This is a genomic window from Arthrobacter sp. UYCu723 (genome assembly GCF_054059215.1).
On record NZ_JBSSBW010000001.1, the window covers coordinates 2,865,832 to 2,886,565 of the forward strand.

The following is a 20,734-nucleotide window of genomic DNA, read 5'->3' on the forward strand; positions in this document are numbered from 1 at the left end:
TTTCTATGGAATTGTCAGTACCGCTGGCTACGCTGGGTCTTACCGCTTTACAGCCAAAAATCAGCGTGCATATGATCAGTTCGCTGGACCGTCCGATATTGCCGCCAACAGTTAGGTAAGCCCGGAAATGGCCGAAGCCATGATCGTGTTCCAGAGCGTCACCAAGCAGTACCAGAGCGGTCAGGCCGCCGTGGAAAGGCTGACCATGTCCATTGACAAGGGCGCCATCACGGTCCTTGTCGGACCCTCCGGCTGCGGGAAGACCACCTCGCTGCGGATGATCAACCGCATGGTCGAGCCGACGTCGGGGATCATCACGGTGGGCGGGGAGGACGTCACGTCCGTGCCGGCGGCGAGGCTTCGGCGGTCCATGGGCTACGTCATGCAGTCCTCCGGGCTGATGCCGCACCGTTCCGTCCTGGACAACATCGCCACCGTCCCCCGGCTCAACGGGGTGTCCAAGGCCGACGCGCGGAAACGCGCCCAGGAACTTCTCGACGTCGTCGGGCTGGACTCCGCGCTGGGCAAGCGCTATCCCTCCCAGCTTTCCGGCGGCCAGCAGCAGCGCGTCGGGGTGGCCCGGGCGCTGGCCGCCGACCCTCCCGTGCTCCTCATGGACGAGCCCTTCAGCGCCGTGGACCCGGTGGTGCGCGAAGAACTCCAGCAGGAGCTCCTCCGGCTCCAGCGCGACCTGGCGAAGACCATCGTCTTCGTCACGCATGACATCGACGAGGCCACCGTCCTCGGCGACAAGGTCGCGGTGTTCGGCATCGGCGGCAGACTGGCGCAGTACGCCACGCCCGAGGAAATCCTGCGGGCCCCGGCGAACGACTTCGTTGCGTCGTTTGTTGGCCGGGACCGCGGCTTCCGGCACCTCGGGTTCAGCCCGTCCGACGGCGTCACGGTCCACCCGGCCAGCACGCTGACGCCCGACGAGCTCCGGCACGACGGAAGCTCCTCGGACGAATGGCGGCTCGTGGTCGACGACGGCCTCCGCCCCTTGGGCTGGGCCGGACCCGGCAAGGGCGCCGAAATGGTCCCCGGCGGGTCCCTGTTCCACAAGGGCGACACCCTCCGGCGGGCGCTGGACGCCGCACTGTCCTCGCCCTCCGGTCTCGGCGTAGCCGTGGACACGGACGGCCGGGTGGCCGGCGTCATCAAGGCCGACGAGGTACTCGCCGTGATTGAATCGGACCGCCGGGTCCGGCAGGGCGCGCTCTGATGGAATGGTTCCTGGCCAACAGTGAGCAGGTGTACAGCCTCGCCGGCCAGCACCTCGTCCTCGCCGTGCTGCCGATGATCTTCGGGCTGCTGATCTCGATTCCGCTGGCCCAGTTTGCACGGCAGAACCGAGCCCGGCGCTCCGTAGTGGTGACAGCCTCATCGCTGCTCTACACGATCCCGTCGCTGGCACTCTTCATCATCCTGCCCTCCATCCTCCAGACCAGGATCCTGGACCCGGTCAACGTCGTGGTGGCCCTGACCATCTACGCCGTCGCGCTGCTGGTCCGCGCCGCGCTGGATGCCTTCGATTCCGTGGACGAAGACCTCCGCCAGGCGGCCGTGGCCATGGGCTTCAGGCCCGCCGCCCGTTTCCTCCAGATCGATCTGCCGCTCTCCCTGCCCGTGCTTTTTGCCGGGCTGCGGGTGGTCTCGGTCAGCAACATCTCGCTCGTGAGCGTCGCTGCGCTGCTGGGCATCGGGAACCTCGGGATGCTCTTCACCTCCGGCCTGCAGCGCGACTTCGTCACCGAGGTCATCGTGGGCATTATCGCCATCCTCGTCCTGGCGTTGCTGATGGATGCCGTGCTCGTAGTGCTGGAGCGGCTGCTGACCCCGTGGACGCGGGCCGCAAGCGGAACGGGGGCAGGCCCGGACAAAGCCGGCCGGGCTGCCACGGCCCGCCGCGCGTCCGGGACTGCAGCGCCGGCCGGGGCTGCAGCACCGGCAGGCGCCGCGGCACCCACGGGGAGCGGTCCCGCATGAGCAACGTCGTCACGGATACCTTCGCCTGGATTGCGGATCCTGAACACTGGTCCGGCAGCGCCGGAATCCCGGCACGGCTGGTTGAGCACCTCCAGTACACCGGCCTCGTCATGCTGATCGCCACCGCCATTGCGGTCCCGATCGGCCTCTACGTGGGGCACACCGGACGCGGGCGGGTCGCCGTGGTGGCCCTCGCCGGCGCCCTCCGCGCCCTCCCCACCCTCGGCCTGCTGACGCTCTTTGTCCTGCTCGCAGGCATCGGGCTCATGCCGCCGATCTGGGCGCTCGTGATCCTGACGGTGCCGCCACTGCTGGCCGGCACCTATGCCGGGATCTCCAGCGTCGACCGGAACGTCGTGGACGCCGCCCGGGCCATGGGCATGACGGAACTCCAGGTGCTCTTCCGGGCCGAATTCCCCAACGCACTGCCGGTGATGTTCGGCGGGTTCCGGACCGGTGTGCTGCAGGTGATCGCCACCGTCTCGGTGGTGGCCTACATCAACCTTGGCGGCCTCGGCCGCTACCTGTTCGACGGGCTCGTCCTCTCCGACTTCCCCCAGATGCTCGGCGGCTCCCTCCTCATCGCGGGGCTGGCGATCGCCGTCGACCTTGTCCTTGCTCTTTTCCAGAGGCTCTTCCTGTCACGGGGCGCCTCTGCCCAGCCAAACCGGAGCCAGCAGGCTGCGGTTGATCTCACAGACCCCGTAACCGCGGAGACTGTTGTTCAAGGAGGTACGTCATGAAGGAAACCCGCCAACGAGCACTCGGCAGGCGCGCACTCGGTAGGCGCGCATTCGGCGGCCTGGCCGCCGGTGTAGGCCTGGCCATGGCACTGTCCGCCTGCGGAGGCTCATCCAATCCGCTGTCATCGTCCCCCGCCACGGGCGGAGCCACGTCCGGCTCGGGCGCGGCCCTGGTCATCGGTTCCGCAGATTTCCCGGAGAGCCAGATCATTGCCGAGGTGTACGCCGGAGCGCTGAACGGTGCCGGCGTCACGGCGAGCACCAAGCCGAACATCGGTTCGCGCGAGGTCTACTTCAAGGCCGTGCAAGACGGGTCGGTGGACGTCATCCCGGACTACAGCGGCAACCTGCTCCTGCATGTCAGCAAGGACGCCACGGAGGTGTCCGCCGAGGACATCTACAAGGCATTGCCGGGCAAGCTGCCGGACGGACTGGCCGTGCTGGAACCCTCCAAGGCCGAGGACAAGGACGCGATGGTGGTCACCAAGGCCACGGCGGAGAAGTACCAGCTGAAGTCCATCGCTGACCTGGCGAAAGTCTGCAGCGAGATCGTGGTGGGCGCCCCGGCGACCTTCGCGGAGCGCGCCTACGGTCTGCCGGGCCTGAAGAAGAACTACAGCTGCGAGCCCAAGAAGCTTGAGCCGTTCAGCGACGGCGGCGGGGCTGTCACGCTCAAGGCCCTGCTCTCGGACCAGGTCCAGGTCGCTGACATCTACACGACCACCCCGTCTATCGCGGACAACGACCTCGTGGTGCTGGAGGACCCCAAGGACAACTTCATCGCCCAGCAGGTGCTTCCCCTCTACAACAAGTCCAAGATGACGGACAAGGCGAAAGAAGCCCTCAACGCGGTGTCCAAGATCCTCACCACCGAGGACCTGATCAACCTCAACCGTGCCGTCAGCGGCAGCCAGAAGCAGAACCCCAAGGACGCTGCGGCCGCGTGGCTCAAGGACAAGGGGCTTGGTAGGGCTGGTCAAGTAAGGCGCGCTGCCGTGACTTCCTGACGTACGACGGCGGCTGCCGGACCCACCTTGGCACGCAGGGGCCGGCGGCCGCCGTCGCGCTTGCCGTGCCGGGTTCGGTGCCGGGTCCCGTGCCTGTGGCGGCGTGAATCGCCTGTGAGGCACGTCTCACGGGAAGTACATCCCCCGTATGGCATATTTGATGGATGGCAGAATTCAAGCAGTCCACCAAGCTTCATAATGTCCTTTACGACATCCGTGGACCGATTCTTCAGGCCGCCCAGCAGATGGAGGCGGAGGGTCACCGGATCCTCAAACTGAACATCGGAAACCCGGCCCCTTTCGGGTTTGAAGCGCCGGACGCGATCCTGGTGGACATGATCCGCCACCTTCCGCATGCCCAGGGGTACAGCGACTCCCGGGGCATCTTTTCCGCCCGAACCGCCGTCTCGCAGTACTACCAGACGCGCGGGATCCAGAACATCCACGTCGATGACATCTACCTTGGCAACGGCGTCAGCGAACTGATCACCATGTCGCTCATGGCGCTGCTCGATGACGGCGACGAGGTGCTCATCCCCACCCCTGACTACCCGCTATGGACCGCTTCAGTGGCCCTGGCCGGCGGCCGGCCGGTGCATTACCTCTGCGACGAGGAGTCCGGCTGGCAGCCCGATCTCGAAGACCTCGAAGCCAAGATCACCCCGCGGACCAAGGGCATCGTGGTGATCAACCCCAACAATCCCACCGGGGCGGTCTATCCGGAAAGCACGCTCCGGAAGATTGTTGCCCTGGCCGAGAAGCACGGCCTGGTCCTCTTCGCCGACGAGATCTACGAAAAGATCCTCTACGAGGACGCCGTCCACGTGAATATGGCGAGCCTTACCGGTGACGACGTCCTGTGCCTGACTTTCAGCGGCCTGTCCAAGGCCTACCGGGTCTGCGGATACCGGGCCGGCTGGATGGCCATTTCGGGACCCAAGCACGACGCCGCCGACTATCTCGAAGGCATCAGCCTGCTGGCCAACATGCGCCTGTGCGCCAACGTTCCGGCCCAGCACGCCATCCAGACCGCGCTCGGCGGCTACCAGAGCATCAACGACCTGATCCTGCCCGGGGGCAGGCTTCTCGAGCAGCGGAACAAGGCCTACGACCTGCTGAACGCGATCCCCGGTGTCAGCACCCAGCAGGCACGCGGCGCGCTGTACCTCTTCCCGCGGCTGGACCCCGAGGTCTACCACATCCGGGACGACGAGAAGTTCGTCCTGGACCTGCTGCGCGAGCAGAAGATCCTGGTATCCCATGGCCGCGCCTTCAACTGGGTCCGTCCGGACCACTTCCGCATGGTCACGCTCCCGCTCGTCAAGGACATCGAAGAGGCGATCGGACGCATGGCGGACTTCCTGAGCAGGTACAAGGGGAACTAGCCTGAGGGCAGCAGCGCAGCCCGGGCGACTTTCCCGCGCACAGGCTGCACGAACGGGAAAGAGGCTTTCCATGACAGAGGCTGTGAACTTCGAACGTCACCCGTCCGAGACCCTGCTGGTCGGCAAAGGATTCAAGCTCCGGGACTCGGATCCGGACTCCACTCCCGGCTATCCGGGGGACAAGGCCGACGGCGAGACGCTGCTCGCCGAACTGGACGGAAAGCTCACCCAGCTCCAGGAGCAGCTCTTCGCCGAGTCGCGCTTCGGCGGGACCAAACGCATCCTGCTGATCCTGCAGGCGATGGACACCGCCGGCAAGGGCGGAATCGTCAACCACGTCATGGGGACGATGAACCCGCAGGGAGTACAGCTGAAGTCTTTCAAGGCCCCCACACCGGCGGAGAAGTCCTATGACTTCCTCTGGCGGATTGAGAAGGCGGTCCCGGCAGCCGGCATGGTGGGTGTCTTTGACCGGTCACACTATGAGGACGTCCTGATCCACCGGGTCCACCGCTGGGCAAGCCCGGAAGAACTGGAGCGACGCTACAAGGCCATCAACGAATTCGAGTCCCGGCAGACGGCCGCCGGCACCAAGATCGTCAAGGTCATGCTGAACATCAGCCGGGACGAGCAGAAGGAACGGCTCCTCGCCCGTCTGGATGACCCGGCAAAGCTGTGGAAGTACAGCAGCACCGACCTCAAGGAACGCGCCTTCTGGAGCGACTACATGGACGCCTACCAAAAGGCGTTTGAGAAGACGGCCACTGACATCGCTCCCTGGTACGTCGTGCCGGCCAACAAGAAATGGTACGCCCGGATTGCTGTCCAGCGGCTGCTGCTGGAAGCGTTGGAAGGGCTGAAACTGGAGTGGCCGGTTCCGGACCTCGATGTCTCGCTGGAACGGGACCTCGTCGAGCGGTCCTGACGCCGGAGCACCGGGTCAGCTTTCCTGGCCGGCCCGGTCCTTGGCGGCGGCCAGGCGTTTGCGGGCCCCTTCGAGCCATTCCTCGCAACGTTTGGCCAGGGCTTCGCCCCGTTCCCACAGCGCCAGGGATTCCTCAAGGCTCGCGCCGCCGGCCTCCAGCCTGCCCACGATGCCGAGCAGCTGCTCGCGGGCGTCCTCGTAGCTCAGGCCCTCGATGTCGGCGTTCGGAGTGGTCTGTGATCCGTTGGTCTCTGCTGCCATGTGATGCTCCTTGCTTGGTCCGCGGGGGACGCGTTGCTCTGATAAACGGGTACCCGGGCGGAAGTGGCCGGGCGGGGGTGGCGCCGGATCAGCCCTCGGCGGGCTCCTCGTGCCCGGTGGACTGTGCGGTGAACCTGCCTCCGGCCACGCGCACCGTCAGATCGGCGCCGGCAGGTGCCTGGGAGGGGTGACGTACAACCTCCCGCCGGGTGCCGGGAGCGGAGCCGCCGCCGGCGAGCTGCACGACGGCGTAGCCGCGGTCCAGGGTCTTCTGCGGCGACAGTGCGCGCACCTGGGCCTTGAGGTGGACCAGCTGGTCGGCCGCCCGGACCACGGCGGTGGTGATGGCGGCGTGTGCCCGGCCCTTGAGCCGTTCGACGTCGTCGTGCCGTGCGGCGACCATGACCTCGGGGGACGCCAGCACCGGGCGGGAGCGCAGCGAGGCCATCCGGTCGGTTTCCCGCTCCACCAGCCGGGTTACTCCGCGCCGGAGATGGTCCCGTGCCTGTCGGACCCGTGCGAGTTCCTCGACGACGTCCGGAACGATCCGCTTGGCGGCGTCGGTGGGAGTCGAGGCGCGGAGGTCGGCAACGTCGTCAAGGATCGGCCGGTCCGCCTCGTGGCCGATCGCGCTCACCACCGGGGTGACCGCAGCGGCTACGGCGCGGATGAGTTCCTCGTTGCTGAACGGCAGCAAGTCCTCCAAGGCGCCGCCCCCACGGGCGATGACGATCACGTCCACGTCCGGGCGGGCGTCCAGTTCCCGCAGCGCGCCGATCACCTGAGCGACGGCGGTATTGCCCTGGACCGCCACCTCGCGGATCTCGAATTCGACCGCCGGCCAGCGCAGCGCCGCGTTGCGCAGCACGTCTTTTTTGGCGTCCGAGTCCCGGCCGGTGATCAGCCCGATCCGGTGGGGGAGCAGGGGCAGTCTCTTCTTGCGCGCATCGGAGAACAGGCCCTCCACGGCAAGGGCATGCCGCAGCCGCTCGATCCGGGCCAGCAGGTCACCGAGACCCACCGGCCGGATGTCCTTGACGGACATGCTCAGCCGGCCTGTCTTCAGCCAGAACTCGGCCTTGAGCAGGGCCACCACTCGGGAACCGCGTTCCAGCGGGATGTCCTGGCGGTCGAGCACATTGGTCCAGACCGACGCCGGGAGCGATATCTCGGCATCGATGTCCCGCAAGGTCAGGTACGCGTTGGTGCCGCGCCGGTTCAACTCGATGACCTGGCCCTCGACCCAGGCGGACGGGGCCCGGTCGATGTGCAGCTTCAGTTTCTGGGACAGCAGCTGCAGCGGCCAGGGGTTGTCCGGGCTGGTTTCCGCGGCCGTGGCCGGGACCGTCGTGGCCGCCGTGAGGTCTTCAGACATGCCTGGACTCCGTGGCGGGGCTGGCCTTGTACATGTGCGTGGGGCTGGCCTTGTACATGTGCGTGGTGGTCCTTTGCAGGCGCGGTGCTGTCGGCAGGCGTTTGCCGGGGCGCGTGACCGCCCGGCAACCTGTCATGGTCGGGTTCAACTCTATCCATAGCTCTACCACGGGGCCCTGACGTTATTGCCCGCTTGTCCATCCCGACGGCGGCCCCCGTAGGATGGCACTACCCCCAACAACTTCCTAGGACTCTCTCTTGCGCACTTTTGTCTCGGCCATGGCAGTACTCATCGGGCTATTGATGGCGGCTGTTGCCGTTCCGGCGATGTGGGTGGACCGCAACATCGTCCAGGAAGACGGCTTCGTCGCCCTGACCGGACCGCTCGGGAAGGATCCCGCGTTCCAGCAGCGGTTGGCCGCCGCCGCGGTGAACAGCCTCAGCGCGGACCAGATCCCGGAAGCCCTCACCGAACTGGCCCGTCCGGTCCTCGACAACGCCGCCCAGTCGCTGACGACGCTGCCCGGCTACTCCGAGGCCTGGACTGAAACCCTCCGCAAGAGCCACCGGCTCAGTTTCGCCGATCCCAACACCCTCCCGGCGGAGGTGGACGGTGTCAGTTCCCTGACCCTGGATGTTGCGCCGCTCGTCGGACTGGTGGCGACGCACGTCGCCGATGCCACCGGCCTGCCCCTGGAAGCACCGGAGCAGGTGCTGATCAACATCGGTCAGTCCAACCAGCGCCAGGTCATTGAACAAGTGTCCGCCTATGCGCCGATAGGCTACGCCGTAGCGGTCGGAGCAGCCATCGCCCTCGCCCTGGCATTCGTTGCCGCCCGGCGGCGGTGGACGGTCCTGGCCGGGACGGGAGCCGGTGCCCTTGTTCTGGCCGGCGTCTGGAAGCTCGCTTCCGACGCCGTCGGGCGGGCAGCGGAGGATACTTCGAGCGGTAACGCGGTGGCCGAGATCTTCAAGCGGGAATTCGTCGCGGCATCGGCCGCCAACTTCGGCCAGTGGATCCTGTCCGCCGCGGTGGCCGGTGCTGTTCTGCTGGTACTCGGGCTCGTGCTCCGGACCGTCCGCGGACGCCGCCGGGCCTGAGGCCGGCCGGTCCCGGGCGGGTGTGTGCGCGGCACGATCCCGGCCAAAACAGGGGGCACCCAACACCGGTAGCATTGAGGGATGACCTCCACCGCTGTTTCCATTCCGATGCCAACCGTTCCGCGCCGGCGGCGCACACCGGAAGACGTGCTCGCGGCGGCCGCCGTCTCCGGGCCGAAGAAGGTGCTGCTCGCAGCACCGCGCGGCTATTGTGCCGGAGTGGACCGGGCAGTCATCGCAGTGGAAAAAGCCCTCGAGCACTACGGGCCGCCCGTCTACGTGCGCAAGCAGATCGTGCACAACGTGCACGTGGTCAGCTCGCTCGAAGAAAAGGGCGCAATCTTCGTGGACGAGACCGATGAGGTGCCCGAGGGCGCCCTGGTCATCTTCTCCGCGCACGGCGTCTCACCCGCCGTGGTCCAGTCCGCCGAGGACCGCGGCCTGCGGACCATCGATGCGACCTGCCCGCTCGTGACCAAGGTGCACAAAGAGGCGGTCCGTTTCGCCAAAGACGACTTCGACATCCTGCTGATCGGCCACGACGGCCATGAGGAGGTCGAAGGAACGGCCGGTGAGGCGCCCGAACACATCCAGATCATCAACGGCCCGCACGAGGTGGACAAGGTGACGGTCCGGGACCCGGAAAAGGTCATCTGGCTCTCGCAGACCACCCTTAGCGTGGACGAGACGATGGAGACCGTCAGGCTCCTGAAGGAGCGGTTCCCCACTCTGCAGGACCCGCCCAGCGATGACATCTGCTATGCCACCACGAACCGCCAGGTGGCGATCAAGAAGATCTCGCCCCAGGCCGATCTGGTGATTGTGGTCGGATCCGCCAACTCCTCGAATTCCGTCCGCCTCGTGGAGGTCGCGCTGGAATACGGTGCGAAGGCCTCCTACCGCGTGGACTTCGCCAACGAGGTGGACGAGGCCTGGTTCGAGGGCGTCGCCACTGTCGGCGTGACCTCGGGGGCATCCGTCCCGGAAGTCCTCGTCAAGGACGTGCTGCGGCTTCTGGCCGACTACGGCTACGGCTCGGTGGAGGAAGTCGTCACGGCCGAGGAAGACCTGCTCTTCTCCCTGCCGAAGGAGCTCCGGGCAACCCTCAAGCAGGCCGGGGACGTTTCCCGGGCCCTTGGTGGCCGCGGCTCGCGCCCGGCCGGGCACTCCTAGGCGGCGGACTCCGCCGAGTCGTTTTCCGACTGTAGCTCCGGGGCCGCCACCGCGCGGGGCGTGGCTTCCACGGACACCGGAGTGGTCAGCCCGGCGACATCGAGGGCATTGAGCTTCCTCGCGGTGGGCAGGACCCTCGCTTCCAGCGTGCCGACCATTGAGTTGTAGCGGTCCACGGAAGTTTTCAGCGAAGTGCCCAGCTTGGTGACGTTCTCGCCCAGCGTTCCCATCCGCTCGTAGAGCTGGTGGGCGAGTTCGAAGAGCTCGCGGGCGCTGTCCGTCAGCACGTCCTGGCGCCAGGTGAAGGCGACAGACTTCAGGACAGCCAGCAGGGTTCCGGGCGAGGCCAGCACCACGTTCTTGGACAGCGCGTAGTCCAGCAGGGCCGGGTCCGCCGAGAGAGCAGCCGCCAGTATGGATTCCGCCGGCAGGAAGCACACCACAAGCTCCGGGGAGTTGCCCGGGATGTCCCAATACTTCTTGTTGCTGAGCGCATCGACGTGCGCCTTCAGGGCCTTCGCATGGGCCACGAGCAGCGCCTGCTGCCCGTTCAGTGCGTGCTGCTGGCTTCGCTGTCCCGGGGCGGAACCGAGCTCCTGTGCCTCAAGGTAGGACGCCAGCGGCACCTTGGCGTCAACCACCAGCTGCTTCGCCCCCGGAAGCTGTACGACGAGGTCGGGGCGGACGCTGTTTTCGGTGGCGGCGCTGTGCAGCTGTTCATGGAAATCGACATGCCGCAGCATCCCGGCCGCTTCCACGACGCGGCGCAGCTGGACCTCACCCCACTGTCCGCGGGCGCTGTTGGAGCGCAGCGCCGACTCGAGGGCATGCGTCGAGCGCAGCAACTGCTCGTCGGAGAGCCGCGCCTCCTGCAGCTGCTGGGCGAGCTGTCCGTACTGCTCGAGCCGGTCCCGTTCCAGCAGCGAAACCTGCTGCTGCACCGCCGTGAGCTTTTCGGCCACGGGGGCCAGGGCGCGCAGCACGCTGCCGTCCTGGGTCCTCGATTCGCCCAGCTCCCGGTTCTGTGCCGCGAGAAGGCGCCTCTCGGCGTCGGCCGCGGCAAACTGGGCGCTGACGTCGGAGAGCCGGGCCGAAACGCCGTCGAAGTCCTGTTCCACGGCCCGGTAGCGGCGGCGGAGGAACACATAGGCGGCGCCGGCGCCGGCAACGGCGCCCACGAGCAACATGAGCAGGGCGAGAATCAGTGCGAAAGCATCCATAGCTTCACTTTGGCATGCCCCTCTGACACTTTAGGTCCCGACGCACGGAGGCTACTCGGCCCGCGAGTATCCCAGGGCCGTGATCCGCCGCTTGTCCACGCCCAACACCTTGCCCCCCTGTCAAGGCAGAATGGAATGCATGACTTTTACGACGATCGCGCTTGTCCGCCATGGCCAGACGGACTGGAATGCGCAGGGCCGGCTGCAGGGATCCACCGACATTCCGCTGAACGACGCCGGCCGTGGCCAGGCGGGCGACGCCGTCGCCGTCCTGTCCGGCTACGAGTGGGACGCGATCGTGTCCTCGCCGCTGAGCCGTGCCGAAGAAACCGCCAACCTGATTGGCGCCGGGCTGGGGCTCGGCGAGGCCCGGAGCGTGCCGGAGCTGACCGAGCGTAGCTTCGGAGCCGCGGAAGGCCTGCAGGCCGGCCCTGAACTGGACGCACTGCGCATCCCCGGTGGTTTCCGCGGCGCAGAAAGTGAGGATGAGGCAGCGCGTCGCGGGCTGGCCGCGCTGGAAGCCCTAACCGAGGAATTCCGCGGCCGACGCGTCCTGGCCGTCGCCCACGGCACGCTCATCCGCGAGAGCCTCAGTCGCGCCATCGGCCGCACCCTGCAACGCATCGACAACGCAGTGCTCAACCTGGCCCACCACCATGCCGTTGACGGCTGGCAGCTCGAGTACTTCAACGGCGAGCGGGTAACCGTGCCGGCACTCAACTAGCCACGGCTCCGCGGCAAAGCGGAACGACGGGCTGGCGACGCACCCTCAGCTCACCTGACGCAGGGAAGCGCGCGCAATGGTGTACGTTGGCTTCCCGTTAGAACAAAACCTAGAAATGAGAGTCACCTCAGTGGCAACCGATTACGACGAAGTCCGACCCGACGTCAAGGAGTCGCAGGACAATTCCCTGCAGGCGCTGCAATCCGCCAACGCCCCGGATGCCCGCAGCGTCGTCCGCGAGCTGGACGAATCCGACGCGCTGGATGGGGCCATGACCCCCGGCGGGGAATTCGTCGCCGAGGAACTGGTCGTTCAGGTCATCCCGCAGGCGCAGGACGAATTCACCTGCCACTCCTGCTTCCTGGTCCGGCACCGGTCCCAAGTCGCACGTGAAAAGAACGGCCAAGGCTACTGCGTCGAATGTGAAGGCTAGGACAATGGCCTCCCGTGTGCCCGGCACCGGCGCGATGTTCCGCACGCGTCGGGATCAGCGGATCGCTAACGTCCACGGCAGGCCCGAGTAGTCCATGCTCCGTCTGAAACGACTTGCGGTTTTTGGCCTGTTCGCGATTTGCGTCATCACCGGGTTTCTATTTTGGGCACTCCGAGAATCCGGCGCGGAGACCCGCGGGACCCTGCCGCCACCGCCGCGAGCGGGGGCGAAACTCGAAATGCTGTCCACCGGCATCACCCCCGCCGTGAACATAACCCGGAGCGCGGACGCCGAGTGGCTCATCCGGGCTGCCGCGCAGACCGGCATCCCGGCCCGCGCGCTCCAGGCCTACGTGGCTGCGGCCGGTGCGGCCAACGAATCCGCTCCGGCGTGCGGGATCGGCTGGAATACGGTGGCGGCCGTCGGCTTCATCGAATCCGCCCACGGATCGTACGGTGGCGGACGACTGACGGCCACCGGTCAGGCGAGCGGGCCAATTATTGGCCCGAGCCTCGACGGGGACGGTTTCGCCGCAATCCCTGATACTGACGCCGGCGCCCTGGACGGCGACGCCCTTTGGGACCACGCCGTCGGGCCGATGCAGTTCATACCCTCCACCTGGCAGCTCGCAGGGCGGGACGGGAACGGAGACGGAGCAGCCGACCCGTTTAGCATCGACGACGCCGCGCTAAGCGCCGCCTCGTACCTGTGCGCCCACGGCCGTGACCTCACGACCGCAAGGGGCTGGACAGACGCTATCTACTCCTACAACCAGTCGGATTTCTACGTGGCCCAGGTACACGACCGGGCCCGTGCCTACGCCGCACAGTCGGGCCCAACCGGATAACGCCGTGTTGGCCATGCCTTCCCGGGTCCTCGCCGGATAGCCGAGTTCCCCGAGGACGATCACCGGAACTACAACCGCGACGGGGCCGCGTTCGACGTCGGTGAAACCTTCTCGGTGTCGACTTTTCCACCGGCGTCAACGCTGCCCAGGAGTTCAGCGGCCCGGTGCCCGACGGCGTCACCACTGCGCAGGCAGCCCTCGCGTGGGTGATCGCGCAGGACGGCGTCACCACGGCCATCCCCGGTGCCCATTCCGCGGCGCAGGCTAGGGCAAACGCTGCGGCGGGAGCGATGTACGACGTCGGCACCGAGCTTGCCACCGGCGCACTGGACATCTACGACCGTTACTTCCGCGAAGCGATTCATCCGCGCTGGTAAGGAAGGGAGCGACGCCGTCACCAACCGCCGCGCGTCGGCGTATGTCCCTTTCGGGCATCGTCGGGCATTGCCATTTCGGCCCGCAGGCCTAGGAGTCGGATCGGACGGCCCGCTTCGATTCCGGCTGCGAGGTCCAAGGCCCGCGCGAGGATTTCGTTCCGGTCGAATGTCTCGGGAATCTTCCTCGCGTGGGTCTTGGTGAAGAACGGCGCGTACCGAACCTTGAGGGTCAGCCCAACCACGGGCCGTCCTTCGGCCACAACATCCTCAAGGACACGCGCTGCCAGCTCCCTCACGGCGTCGTCCACCTGGGCGGGCTCGGTCAGGTCCCGCTGGAAGGTGGTCTCCCGGCTATGCCCGCGGGCAACCCACGGGGTGTCGTCCACAACGCTGGCGCCGTCCCCGCGTCCGAGCTCCACGTACCAAGGACCCATCTTGGGACCGAACTCCGGGACCAGGTCTTGGGGGTCGGACGCGGCGAGCTCGGCGACTGTGTTGATGCCGAGTTTGGCCAGCCTGCCCGACACTTTGGTTCCGACGCCCCACAGGTCCTTGGTGGGCCGACTGCCCATGACGTCTAACCAGTTCCCGGCAGTGAGACGGAAGACGCCGGCCGGCTTGCCGAAACCGGTGGCGACCTTGGCTCGGACCAAGGTGTCGCCGATGCCCACGCTGCAATGCAGCTGCGTTCGCTCCAGGACAGCGGCCTGCACCTGCCGGGCGTAGGCTTCCGGATTCTCTGTCTCAGTGCCTACAAAGGCTTCATCCCAACCCAGCACCTGCACGGTGGCGCCGGGCTGCGCGCGCAGGGTAGCCATCACCGTTTCAGACGCCGCGAGGTAAGCCTCCTGATCGACGGGCAGGATCACAGCGTCGGGCACTTTCCGGGCCGCAATGCGTAAGGGCATTCCGGAACCCACGCCGAACGCCCTGGCTTCGTAGGATGCGGTCGACACCACAGCTCGTTCCGTGGGGTCGCCCCGACCGCCGACAATGATCGGCTTGCCCGCAAGCTCCGGCCGCCGGAGCACTTCGACCGCCGCAATGAACTGGTCGAGATCGACGTGCAGCACCCACCGGATTCCGCTCACGCCACCAGTCTGCCCTAAACATCCCTGGCAAGCATCGGCTCTCCACCGAGCTTGGCCGCTGAGCCTGCGGCCTCCTGACCTTCAGATCCTCACTGGAGCTGGGCTGCTCTTTAGGGTTTGGCTTGGACGCGAGCTTCCTTAGCCTCTGCTTTGGCCTGCAGGCGCTGCTCCTTTGCTTTCCGACGCTCGTAGCTGGCTCGGATGTTGTCGGCGCGCATTTTCTGGTTGCCTTCTTCTAGTTTGTTCCCCAGCTTGCCGAGCAGCCCGAGCGTGCCCGTTGCCAACGGGTTTGCGGCCATGGCGGATGCGGGGCGCCTGAGCGTAGCTCGATCGCTCCCAGCACCAAGAACGTGCTTCACCTGGACCAACTCCCACCCGTCTTTGCCCAGTTTGCTAAGTTCGCGGCTTTGCTTCTTTGGGTTTGCCGGCACTCTGACGGTCCGGTATTCGTCATTGTCCATCTTGTTTGTCCCCCCCGCGGTTTTCCACCCCGTTTTGATGTGGTGGCTGGTCGATTCTTACATGCTGACGTTTCGGGGCAACTGCCCCAGGTTTGACTACGCGGTCGGGTTCCGTGGCTCTTCTGGGGCCTCATCTCCTCGCTCTGATCGGTTCGGTTCTGACTTGCAGGAAAGCCGATCCATGCCCGGTAAAGGTTGCAATCCTTCAGGACCGATGGGCAGACGGATCTCGAGTCCCCGGCGCCAGCGGGCGAGTTCTCCGCCCGGTCAGGGTTGCATTCCCGTGGACCGCTCGTTCTTGGCCACTTTGGGCGAGATGTGTGGGACGGCCAGTTTTCGGGCCGGTAAAGGTTCCTCAAACGGGATCGACGAAGCGGCAACTTGATCCAGCAGGCCGTCCCAGCCCCAAGGAGGGGAGACAGCCGTATTGCCGCTGAACTGTCCAGTGATGGTCAGTCGGAATCTGTCCTCCGGATACTACGAGAAGGGTGGTTCAGGAGCCGGCCTTGGACGCCATCCACCGGGATCGGTACGTCCTGCTCTGATCCCCTGGTGTCTCTGGGCCCTGCCCTATAGGAAAGTCTCGAACTGCAGTAGCAGTGTGTCTGATCCGCCGTTGCGCCCAACTTTGGCGAAGCCGATCCGCTCGTACAGGACTCTGGCCCTGTTGCCGTCTTCCACGCTTAGGCTTATTGCCCGGATTGAGCGCAGGCGTCCGAGGGCGATGAGGCTGATATGAGCGCTGTGCCGACACCTGTGCCTCGGTGGGCCGTGAAAGGACTTTTGGGTCCCGCGTTCGACGGCCAGCAGAACCGTCCCGGTCAGGGTTCCTCAAACGGGACTAAGAAACTGCCAACCCTGGCAGCGTTTAACTGCCATTCCTGTCCATCGGACACAAGGCGATCGGCGGACTTAATTCGGCGGCATGGAAGACTCCGAACGCCGGGCCATCGCGGATGTTTCTCCCGTGCCGGCAGGAAATCAACGATTTTCCAGGACACAGAACGGCGACGTGTGCACTCGCCTTCGGAAAATGACATCTGCGCTCGGAATTCTGGGCCCGGTTGCCTTGCATTCCCTGCCTCGCAGGTGACCCTTCAGCCCTACGCGGCGCAGCGGCCCCTGTTCAGCGCCTCCGTGGCCGTTGCGCGTAGGTCGGGGGAAGTCCTAGCGACAGCGTGTCGTCGCCGGAGTGGAGGACGGAGTGGCGGGCAACCTCCTCGCGAGGACGTTGCCCGACAACAGCGAACGACAATGGAAAGGAGGCTAACCCACTCCTTTCCATTTCCAATTTATCGCCCGCAAGGGGGCTTGCGGCAAGCCCCGGGTCGTGCTGCATAATCGCCGAAGGCCAGAGACTGGAGAACGGGAGTAGCGAAATGCGTGTGTTGTTCTCGACGTATGGGTCGCACGGGGACGTCGAACCCATGGTGGGACCCGCGGTGCAGCCGCGGGCACTCGGCGCGGGGGCCGAGGAATGTGATGCGCTGGTTGCGACCGGCGTGACGCCGACCGGAGTGTGGCGATGACTGGGCATGCGGTGGTGATCGCCGGAGGAGGCCCGACAGGGCTGATGTTGGCGGGCGAGTTGGCGTTGGCGGGCGTCGACGTCGCCATTGTCGAGCGGCGCGCCAGCCAGGACCTCGCCGGCGCGCGCGCAGGCGGTCTGCACTCACGCACCATCGAGGTCCTCGATCAGCGCGGGATCGCCGATCGGTTCCTCTCGCAGGGACAGGTGGCTCAGGTCGCCGGTTTTGCCTTCAACCGCTTGGACATCAGCGACTTTCCCACCCGGCACCCATACGGGCTCGGGCTGTGGCAGAAGTACATCGAGCGCATCCTCGCCGGCTGGGTCGACGAGCTGCCCGTGACGGTCTATCGCGGACGCGAGGTGACGGGCTTCGCGCAGGACGACACCGGCGTCGACGTCGCGCTGTCCGACGGCGAGTCTCTGCGGGCGGGATATCTCGTCGGGTGCGACGGAGGGCGCAGCGTCGTCCGCAAAGCAGCCGGCATCGATTTCCCCGGGTGGGATCCGACGACCAGCGCGCTGCTCGCCGAGGTCGAGGTGACAGAGGAGCCGGAGTTGGGCATCCGCCAAGACGACCTCGGCACCCATTCCTTCGGCAGGGTGGAGTACGAGATCCGCGACGGCGAGATCGTTTACGCAGATGAGGGGCCGGTGGGGGTCATGGTGACCGAACGGGACCCCGGAGCCACCAGCGAACCGACCCTGGCCGATCTCAGCAAAGCGCTCATCACCATCTACGGAACCGATTACGGGATCCACAGTCCCACTTGGATCACGAGGTTCACAGACATGACCCGACAGGCCGCGTCCTACCGGGAGGGACGGGTGCTGCTGGCCGGCGACGCCGCACACGTGCATTACCCGGCGGGTGGACAGGGCCTCAACATCGGTGTCCAGGATGCCGTGAATCTGGGATGGAAGCTGGCCCAGGTTGTCAACGAGGTATCCCCGGCCAGCCTGCTGGATACCTACCAAGCTGAACGCCACCCCATCGCTGCGCGCGTGCTGCGTAACACGATGGCGCAAACCGCGCTCATGCGTCCCGCCGATGCGCGCCTCGAGGCCTTGCGCGAGACCGTGGCCGAGCTGCTGAGCATGGACGAGCCGCGCAAGCGGTTCGCCGGGATGATGTCCGGTCTGGACATCCACTACGACGTCGGCGAGGGACATCCATTGCTCGGCCGACGCATGCCCGACCTCGACCTGGTCACCGCGGACGGCCCGCTGCGGGTCTTCACCCTGCTGCACGAGGCCCGGCCCGTCCTGCTCAACCTCGGTGAGCCCGGCGGCTTCGACACCGCTCCGCGGCCGGACCGGGTCCAGCTGATCGACGCCCAATACGGTGGTACCTGGGAGCTTCCGGCAATCGGGGAGGTGGCGGCTCCCACGGCCGTGCTGATTCGACCCGACGGATATGTGGCCTGGGTGGGAGACCGGGCCCAGCTGGGGCTCGCTGACGCGCTCACCACCTGGTTCGGACCGCCTACCGCGCCGTAGCGCACCGCTTTCAAGGTCATTCTGTTAGGAGACACGTCCTTGGGCAGACGTCCGATAGCGCCGCCAGCCAGCCCCTTCTGAGCGCTGACTGGCACCTCTGCGTATCAAGTTCGGGCGTTTTTAGCAGGAGCAGGCCGGGCTGGTTCGAGCTGGACCGCGTATCAGCTGTGGCTTGCTGGTCACGGCGACTGCCGTCGTGCCGGTGAAGCCGGCACTCACTCGACAGGGATCCCTGCCCAATTGTGCGGAGTCCAATCCACGGGGTAGCCGCATTCTTCCATCGAAAGGAGGATCGGGTTCGGGGCGTGCCGGCGACCAGAACGTCCACCACACACTCGGCTCCGTGGTGACGATCTCGATTTCCCAGGCTATGGGTGGGAACAAGTTCCGTCGCTGTTTGGTGCGCCGTGTCAGAGGACGTCCGTTGGGGCGGCACGGTGATCTATCTCGGTTGTTAGTTCGTCGATCCGGTTAAGTGCGGCGTTGAGATGCTCGACCGTCGCCCACAGGGCTGGATGCTGTTCCCGGATATGTTCGAGGGTGGTTCCCGCTGAGGTGAGCGCAGCGAGATCGAAACTTACGTTTGTGCGCGCCCCTGTGACCGCTGCCCTTAGGGCACCGAACGCGACGACGATATCGGCAATAAGCGCCGGGTTACCGTTGGAAGCAAGCCACTCCAGATCCTCAATGGCATCGATTGCTCGCTCGCCGAGCACGGCGGATGCCCTGGCTGCGTCGACGGATGCTCGGTGTATGGCGTCCTCGCGTTCCGGCCCCGGTTCCAGCCGAAACGCTGCCCCGAAAGCTTTAGATGCTGACGCGTCGTCATCGGCCAGTCGGAGTGCGGCTTCTCGGAGAGAACGCGCCCGCGCGTGAACATTAGTGAGCTCCCCGCGCCGGCCGTCCTCAGCTTCCGTATATCCAGCAACCATTGATGTCAATGACGCGGCGATGGCAAGCACCACTCCCGTCCCAGCCCCGCCGCCTGGGGAACCGATGGACTCTGCCAAAGCTCGCGTCCAATCCTCAACCGTCGAGCTTTGAGTTGTAACCGCGTCTGAATCAGCCATGACACCAAGTGTGCCCCTTAGTTGGCCCGCCGCCCGATCGGGCCCGGCGGGCCCGGAAAATCCGGCCCCGGAGAGATCCCCGGCCGCAGCGGGTAGAATATATGCTCGTGGCTCTTACTATTGGCATCGTCGGACTGCCCAACGTCGGCAAATCAACTCTTTTCAACGCTCTGACCCGCAACCAGGTGCTCGCAGCGAACTACCCGTTCGCCACGATCGAGCCCAACGTCGGTGTAGTGAACCTGCCCGACCCCCGGCTTGCGAAGCTGGCCGCCGTCTTCGGATCCCAGCGACTGCTGCCCGCTCCGGTGTCCTTCGTGGACATCGCCGGGATTGTGAAAGGTGCGTCGGAGGGCGAAGGCCTCGGCAACAAGTTCCTTGCCAACATCCGCGAGGCCGAGGCCATCGTCCAGGTTGTCCGCGTTTTCGACGACCCGGATGTCATCCACGTTGACGGCAAGGTGGATCCCCGCTCGGATATGGAGACCATCAACACCGAGCTGATCCTGGCTGACCTCCAGACGATCGAAAATGCGATTCCCCGGATCGAAAAAGAAGTCAAGATCAAGAAGCGGGAAGCCGCCGAGCTCGCTGCCATCAAGGCGGCCCAGGCCGTGCTGGAACGTGGCGACACCATTTTCGCCTCGGTCAAGAGCGACAAGCTGGAGATGGAGCACCTCAAGGAGCTCAGCCTCCTGACCGCCAAGCCCTTCATCTACGTCTTCAACGCGGACGAGGGCATTCTGGGCAGTCCGGAGAAGCAGGAAGAACTGCGGGCCATGGTTGCCCCGGCGGACGCCATCTTCCTCGATGCCAAGCTGGAATCCGACCTCGTCGAGCTGGACGAGGAGGAGGCCCGCGAAATGCTGGAAATGAACGGCCAGGACGAATCCGGCCTCGACCAGCTGGCCCGCGTCGGCTTCCACACCCTCGGGCTCCAGACGTACCTCACGGCCGGGCCCAAGGAAACCCGGGCCTGGACCATCCATCAGGGCGATACTGCCCCGCAGGCCGCCGGCGTGATCCACTCCGACTTCCAGCGCGGCTTCATCAAGGCCGAAGTCGTGTCCTTCGACGACCTGATCGAAGCCGGCTCGATGTCCGAGGCAAAGGCCCGGGGCAAGGTCCGGATCGAAGGCAAGGAATATGTCATGGCCGACGGCGACGTCGTGGAGTTCCGCTTCAACGTGTGAGCGACTTGGAATTATCCCAGTAATTAAAGATTAACGCGAGAAGCCACCATTTTCTGAATCAGGGCTCCTCGCGTGTCCGCCGCCTTTACCGCGGGGCGAAGCGGCTGTCAAAGTTTTCGGGAGTTCTTGGGGATTCCGTAGAGAATCAGGACCGGCGTGCCGGTCAAATGTTGCAGCTCGGTAACGAACTTTACAAGGGAGTTATGTTTCCCCACTCGGGGTTCGCTTTCGGGTTTACGCTTCATGCCATGTGGGGGCGCCAGACTGCCGCCGGCGAGTGCGGACGTCTGTCGGGCGCCTACGGCCTCGGTCTCATCCACCGCAGAAACAAGGAG

Annotated in this window: 19 protein-coding genes and 1 pseudogene; 14 read left to right on the forward strand and 6 right to left on the reverse strand. The window is 65.9% G+C overall.

All coding sequences use genetic code 11. The features are described 5' to 3' along the window. Positions 1 to 127: 127 nt before the first annotated feature. From ACVWZ8_RS13535 to ACVWZ8_RS13560, 6 genes are all read left to right on the forward strand, one after another. Positions 128 to 1,222 (forward strand): ABC transporter ATP-binding protein, encoded by a 1,095-nt coding sequence (locus tag ACVWZ8_RS13535; RefSeq protein WP_426978874.1) that lies wholly within the window; start codon positions 128 to 130, stop codon positions 1,220 to 1,222. Next, on the forward strand, positions 1,222 to 1,986 hold the full coding sequence (locus ACVWZ8_RS13540) for an ABC transporter permease (RefSeq protein WP_456504899.1): 765 nt from the start codon (positions 1,222 to 1,224) through the stop codon (positions 1,984 to 1,986). The genes ACVWZ8_RS13535 and ACVWZ8_RS13540 overlap by 1 nt, the downstream gene beginning before the upstream one ends. Next, positions 1,983 to 2,729, forward strand: a complete 747-nt coding sequence (locus ACVWZ8_RS13545) for an ABC transporter permease (RefSeq protein ID WP_426978872.1) — start codon at positions 1,983 to 1,985, stop codon at positions 2,727 to 2,729. The genes ACVWZ8_RS13540 and ACVWZ8_RS13545 overlap by 4 nt, the downstream gene beginning before the upstream one ends. Then, the gene (locus ACVWZ8_RS13550; protein WP_456504900.1) at positions 2,726 to 3,736 is read left to right on the forward strand and encodes an ABC transporter substrate-binding protein; all 1,011 of its coding nucleotides are present in this window, start codon (positions 2,726 to 2,728) and stop codon (positions 3,734 to 3,736) included. Before ACVWZ8_RS13545 ends, ACVWZ8_RS13550 begins: the two co-directional genes overlap by 4 nt. 164 nt (positions 3,737 to 3,900) lie before the next feature. After that, on the forward strand, positions 3,901 to 5,121 hold the full coding sequence (locus tag ACVWZ8_RS13555) for a pyridoxal phosphate-dependent aminotransferase (RefSeq protein WP_426978870.1): 1,221 nt from the start codon (positions 3,901 to 3,903) through the stop codon (positions 5,119 to 5,121). A 70-nt stretch (positions 5,122 to 5,191) separates the two neighbouring features. After that, entirely contained in the window at positions 5,192 to 6,046 is an 855-nt protein-coding gene (locus tag ACVWZ8_RS13560) for a polyphosphate kinase 2 family protein (protein ID WP_426978869.1), read from the forward strand. Between the two features lie 15 nt (positions 6,047 to 6,061). Here the strand turns inward: ACVWZ8_RS13560 and ACVWZ8_RS13565 are convergent, their stop codons facing one another. Continuing rightward, the gene (locus ACVWZ8_RS13565) at positions 6,062 to 6,307 is read right to left on the reverse strand and encodes an exodeoxyribonuclease VII small subunit (RefSeq protein WP_426978868.1); all 246 of its coding nucleotides are present in this window, start codon (positions 6,305 to 6,307) and stop codon (positions 6,062 to 6,064) included. 88 nt (positions 6,308 to 6,395) lie between these two features. Next, entirely contained in the window at positions 6,396 to 7,682 is a 1,287-nt protein-coding gene (gene xseA, locus ACVWZ8_RS13570) for an exodeoxyribonuclease VII large subunit (RefSeq protein ID WP_426978867.1), read from the reverse strand. Positions 7,683 to 7,939: 257 nt separating this feature from the next. On the opposite strand from xseA, the gene ACVWZ8_RS13575 reads away from it, so the two are divergent. Further along, entirely contained in the window at positions 7,940 to 8,782 is an 843-nt protein-coding gene (locus tag ACVWZ8_RS13575; protein WP_456504901.1) for a hypothetical protein, read from the forward strand. A gap of 81 nt (positions 8,783 to 8,863) precedes the next feature. Continuing rightward, entirely contained in the window at positions 8,864 to 9,955 is a 1,092-nt protein-coding gene (locus ACVWZ8_RS13580; RefSeq protein WP_456504902.1) for a 4-hydroxy-3-methylbut-2-enyl diphosphate reductase, read from the forward strand. Here the strand turns inward: ACVWZ8_RS13580 and ACVWZ8_RS13585 are convergent. Further along, positions 9,952 to 11,175: a DNA recombination protein RmuC gene (locus ACVWZ8_RS13585; protein ID WP_426978864.1), complete on the reverse strand. Its 1,224-nt coding sequence runs from the start codon at positions 11,173 to 11,175 to the stop codon at positions 9,952 to 9,954. The genes ACVWZ8_RS13580 and ACVWZ8_RS13585 overlap by 4 nt on opposite strands. Before the next feature lie 139 nt (positions 11,176 to 11,314). Between ACVWZ8_RS13585 and ACVWZ8_RS13590 the strand changes: the two genes are divergently transcribed. The 4 genes and pseudogenes from ACVWZ8_RS13590 to ACVWZ8_RS13605 all read left to right on the forward strand — a co-directional run. Continuing rightward, the gene (locus tag ACVWZ8_RS13590) at positions 11,315 to 11,899 is read left to right on the forward strand and encodes a histidine phosphatase family protein (protein ID WP_456504903.1); all 585 of its coding nucleotides are present in this window, start codon (positions 11,315 to 11,317) and stop codon (positions 11,897 to 11,899) included. A gap of 130 nt (positions 11,900 to 12,029) precedes the next feature. Further along, complete coding sequence (locus tag ACVWZ8_RS13595; protein WP_426978863.1) at positions 12,030 to 12,332, forward strand: DUF4193 domain-containing protein; 303 nt, start codon at positions 12,030 to 12,032, stop codon at positions 12,330 to 12,332. 94 nt (positions 12,333 to 12,426) lie between these two features. After that, the gene (locus ACVWZ8_RS13600) at positions 12,427 to 13,179 is read left to right on the forward strand and encodes a lytic transglycosylase domain-containing protein (RefSeq protein WP_426978862.1); all 753 of its coding nucleotides are present in this window, start codon (positions 12,427 to 12,429) and stop codon (positions 13,177 to 13,179) included. A 42-nt stretch (positions 13,180 to 13,221) separates the two neighbouring features. Beyond that, a pseudogene (locus ACVWZ8_RS13605) lies at positions 13,222 to 13,556 on the forward strand (aldo/keto reductase); the annotation flags it as partial. A 17-nt stretch (positions 13,557 to 13,573) separates the two neighbouring features. Here ACVWZ8_RS13605 and ACVWZ8_RS13610 read toward each other — a convergent pair. Both ACVWZ8_RS13610 and ACVWZ8_RS13615 read right to left on the reverse strand, forming a co-directional pair. Then, positions 13,574 to 14,647: a DNA polymerase IV gene (locus ACVWZ8_RS13610; protein WP_456504904.1), complete on the reverse strand. Its 1,074-nt coding sequence runs from the start codon at positions 14,645 to 14,647 to the stop codon at positions 13,574 to 13,576. Positions 14,648 to 14,757: 110 nt separating this feature from the next. After that, positions 14,758 to 15,108, reverse strand: a complete 351-nt coding sequence (locus ACVWZ8_RS13615) for a hypothetical protein (RefSeq protein ID WP_426978861.1) — start codon at positions 15,106 to 15,108, stop codon at positions 14,758 to 14,760. A 1,525-nt stretch (positions 15,109 to 16,633) separates the two neighbouring features. Between ACVWZ8_RS13615 and ACVWZ8_RS13620 the strand changes: the two genes are divergently transcribed. Beyond that, a complete protein-coding gene (locus ACVWZ8_RS13620) occupies positions 16,634 to 18,136 on the forward strand; it encodes an FAD-dependent monooxygenase (RefSeq protein WP_456504905.1) in 1,503 nt (500 codons plus the stop codon). Between the two features lie 410 nt (positions 18,137 to 18,546). Here the strand turns inward: ACVWZ8_RS13620 and ACVWZ8_RS13625 are convergent, their stop codons facing one another. Continuing rightward, positions 18,547 to 19,206, reverse strand: coding sequence for a cyclodeaminase/cyclohydrolase family protein (locus tag ACVWZ8_RS13625; protein ID WP_456504906.1), 660 nt, complete (start codon positions 19,204 to 19,206; stop codon positions 18,547 to 18,549). A 107-nt stretch (positions 19,207 to 19,313) separates the two neighbouring features. Here ACVWZ8_RS13625 and ychF point away from each other — a divergent pair, with 107 nt between their 5' ends. After that, a complete protein-coding gene (ychF, locus tag ACVWZ8_RS13630; RefSeq protein ID WP_426978858.1) occupies positions 19,314 to 20,399 on the forward strand; it encodes a redox-regulated ATPase YchF in 1,086 nt (361 codons plus the stop codon). The last annotated feature ends 335 nt before the right edge of the window (positions 20,400 to 20,734 follow it).

Coding starts and splice junctions, on each gene's coding strand:
- ACVWZ8_RS13620 (WP_456504905.1), top strand. CDS start 16,634: ATGACTGGGCATGCGGTGGTGATCGCCGGAGGAGGCCCGACAGGGCTG.
- ACVWZ8_RS13600 (WP_426978862.1), top strand. CDS start 12,427: ATGCTCCGTCTGAAACGACTTGCGGTTTTTGGCCTGTTCGCGATTTGC.
- ACVWZ8_RS13555 (WP_426978870.1), top strand. CDS start 3,901: ATGGCAGAATTCAAGCAGTCCACCAAGCTTCATAATGTCCTTTACGAC.
- ACVWZ8_RS13590 (WP_456504903.1), top strand. CDS start 11,315: ATGACTTTTACGACGATCGCGCTTGTCCGCCATGGCCAGACGGACTGG.
- ACVWZ8_RS13540 (WP_456504899.1), top strand. CDS start 1,222: ATGGAATGGTTCCTGGCCAACAGTGAGCAGGTGTACAGCCTCGCCGGC.
- ACVWZ8_RS13580 (WP_456504902.1), top strand. CDS start 8,864: ATGACCTCCACCGCTGTTTCCATTCCGATGCCAACCGTTCCGCGCCGG.
- ACVWZ8_RS13535 (WP_426978874.1), top strand. CDS start 128: ATGGCCGAAGCCATGATCGTGTTCCAGAGCGTCACCAAGCAGTACCAG.
- ACVWZ8_RS13545 (WP_426978872.1), top strand. CDS start 1,983: ATGAGCAACGTCGTCACGGATACCTTCGCCTGGATTGCGGATCCTGAA.
- ACVWZ8_RS13585 (WP_426978864.1), bottom strand. CDS start 11,175: ATGGATGCTTTCGCACTGATTCTCGCCCTGCTCATGTTGCTCGTGGGC.
- ACVWZ8_RS13565 (WP_426978868.1), bottom strand. CDS start 6,307: ATGGCAGCAGAGACCAACGGATCACAGACCACTCCGAACGCCGACATC.
- ACVWZ8_RS13560 (WP_426978869.1), top strand. CDS start 5,192: ATGACAGAGGCTGTGAACTTCGAACGTCACCCGTCCGAGACCCTGCTG.
- ACVWZ8_RS13615 (WP_426978861.1), bottom strand. CDS start 15,108: ATGGACAATGACGAATACCGGACCGTCAGAGTGCCGGCAAACCCAAAG.
- ACVWZ8_RS13625 (WP_456504906.1), bottom strand. CDS start 19,206: ATGGCTGATTCAGACGCGGTTACAACTCAAAGCTCGACGGTTGAGGAT.
- xseA (WP_426978867.1), bottom strand. CDS start 7,682: ATGTCTGAAGACCTCACGGCGGCCACGACGGTCCCGGCCACGGCCGCG.
- ACVWZ8_RS13550 (WP_456504900.1), top strand. CDS start 2,726: ATGAAGGAAACCCGCCAACGAGCACTCGGCAGGCGCGCACTCGGTAGG.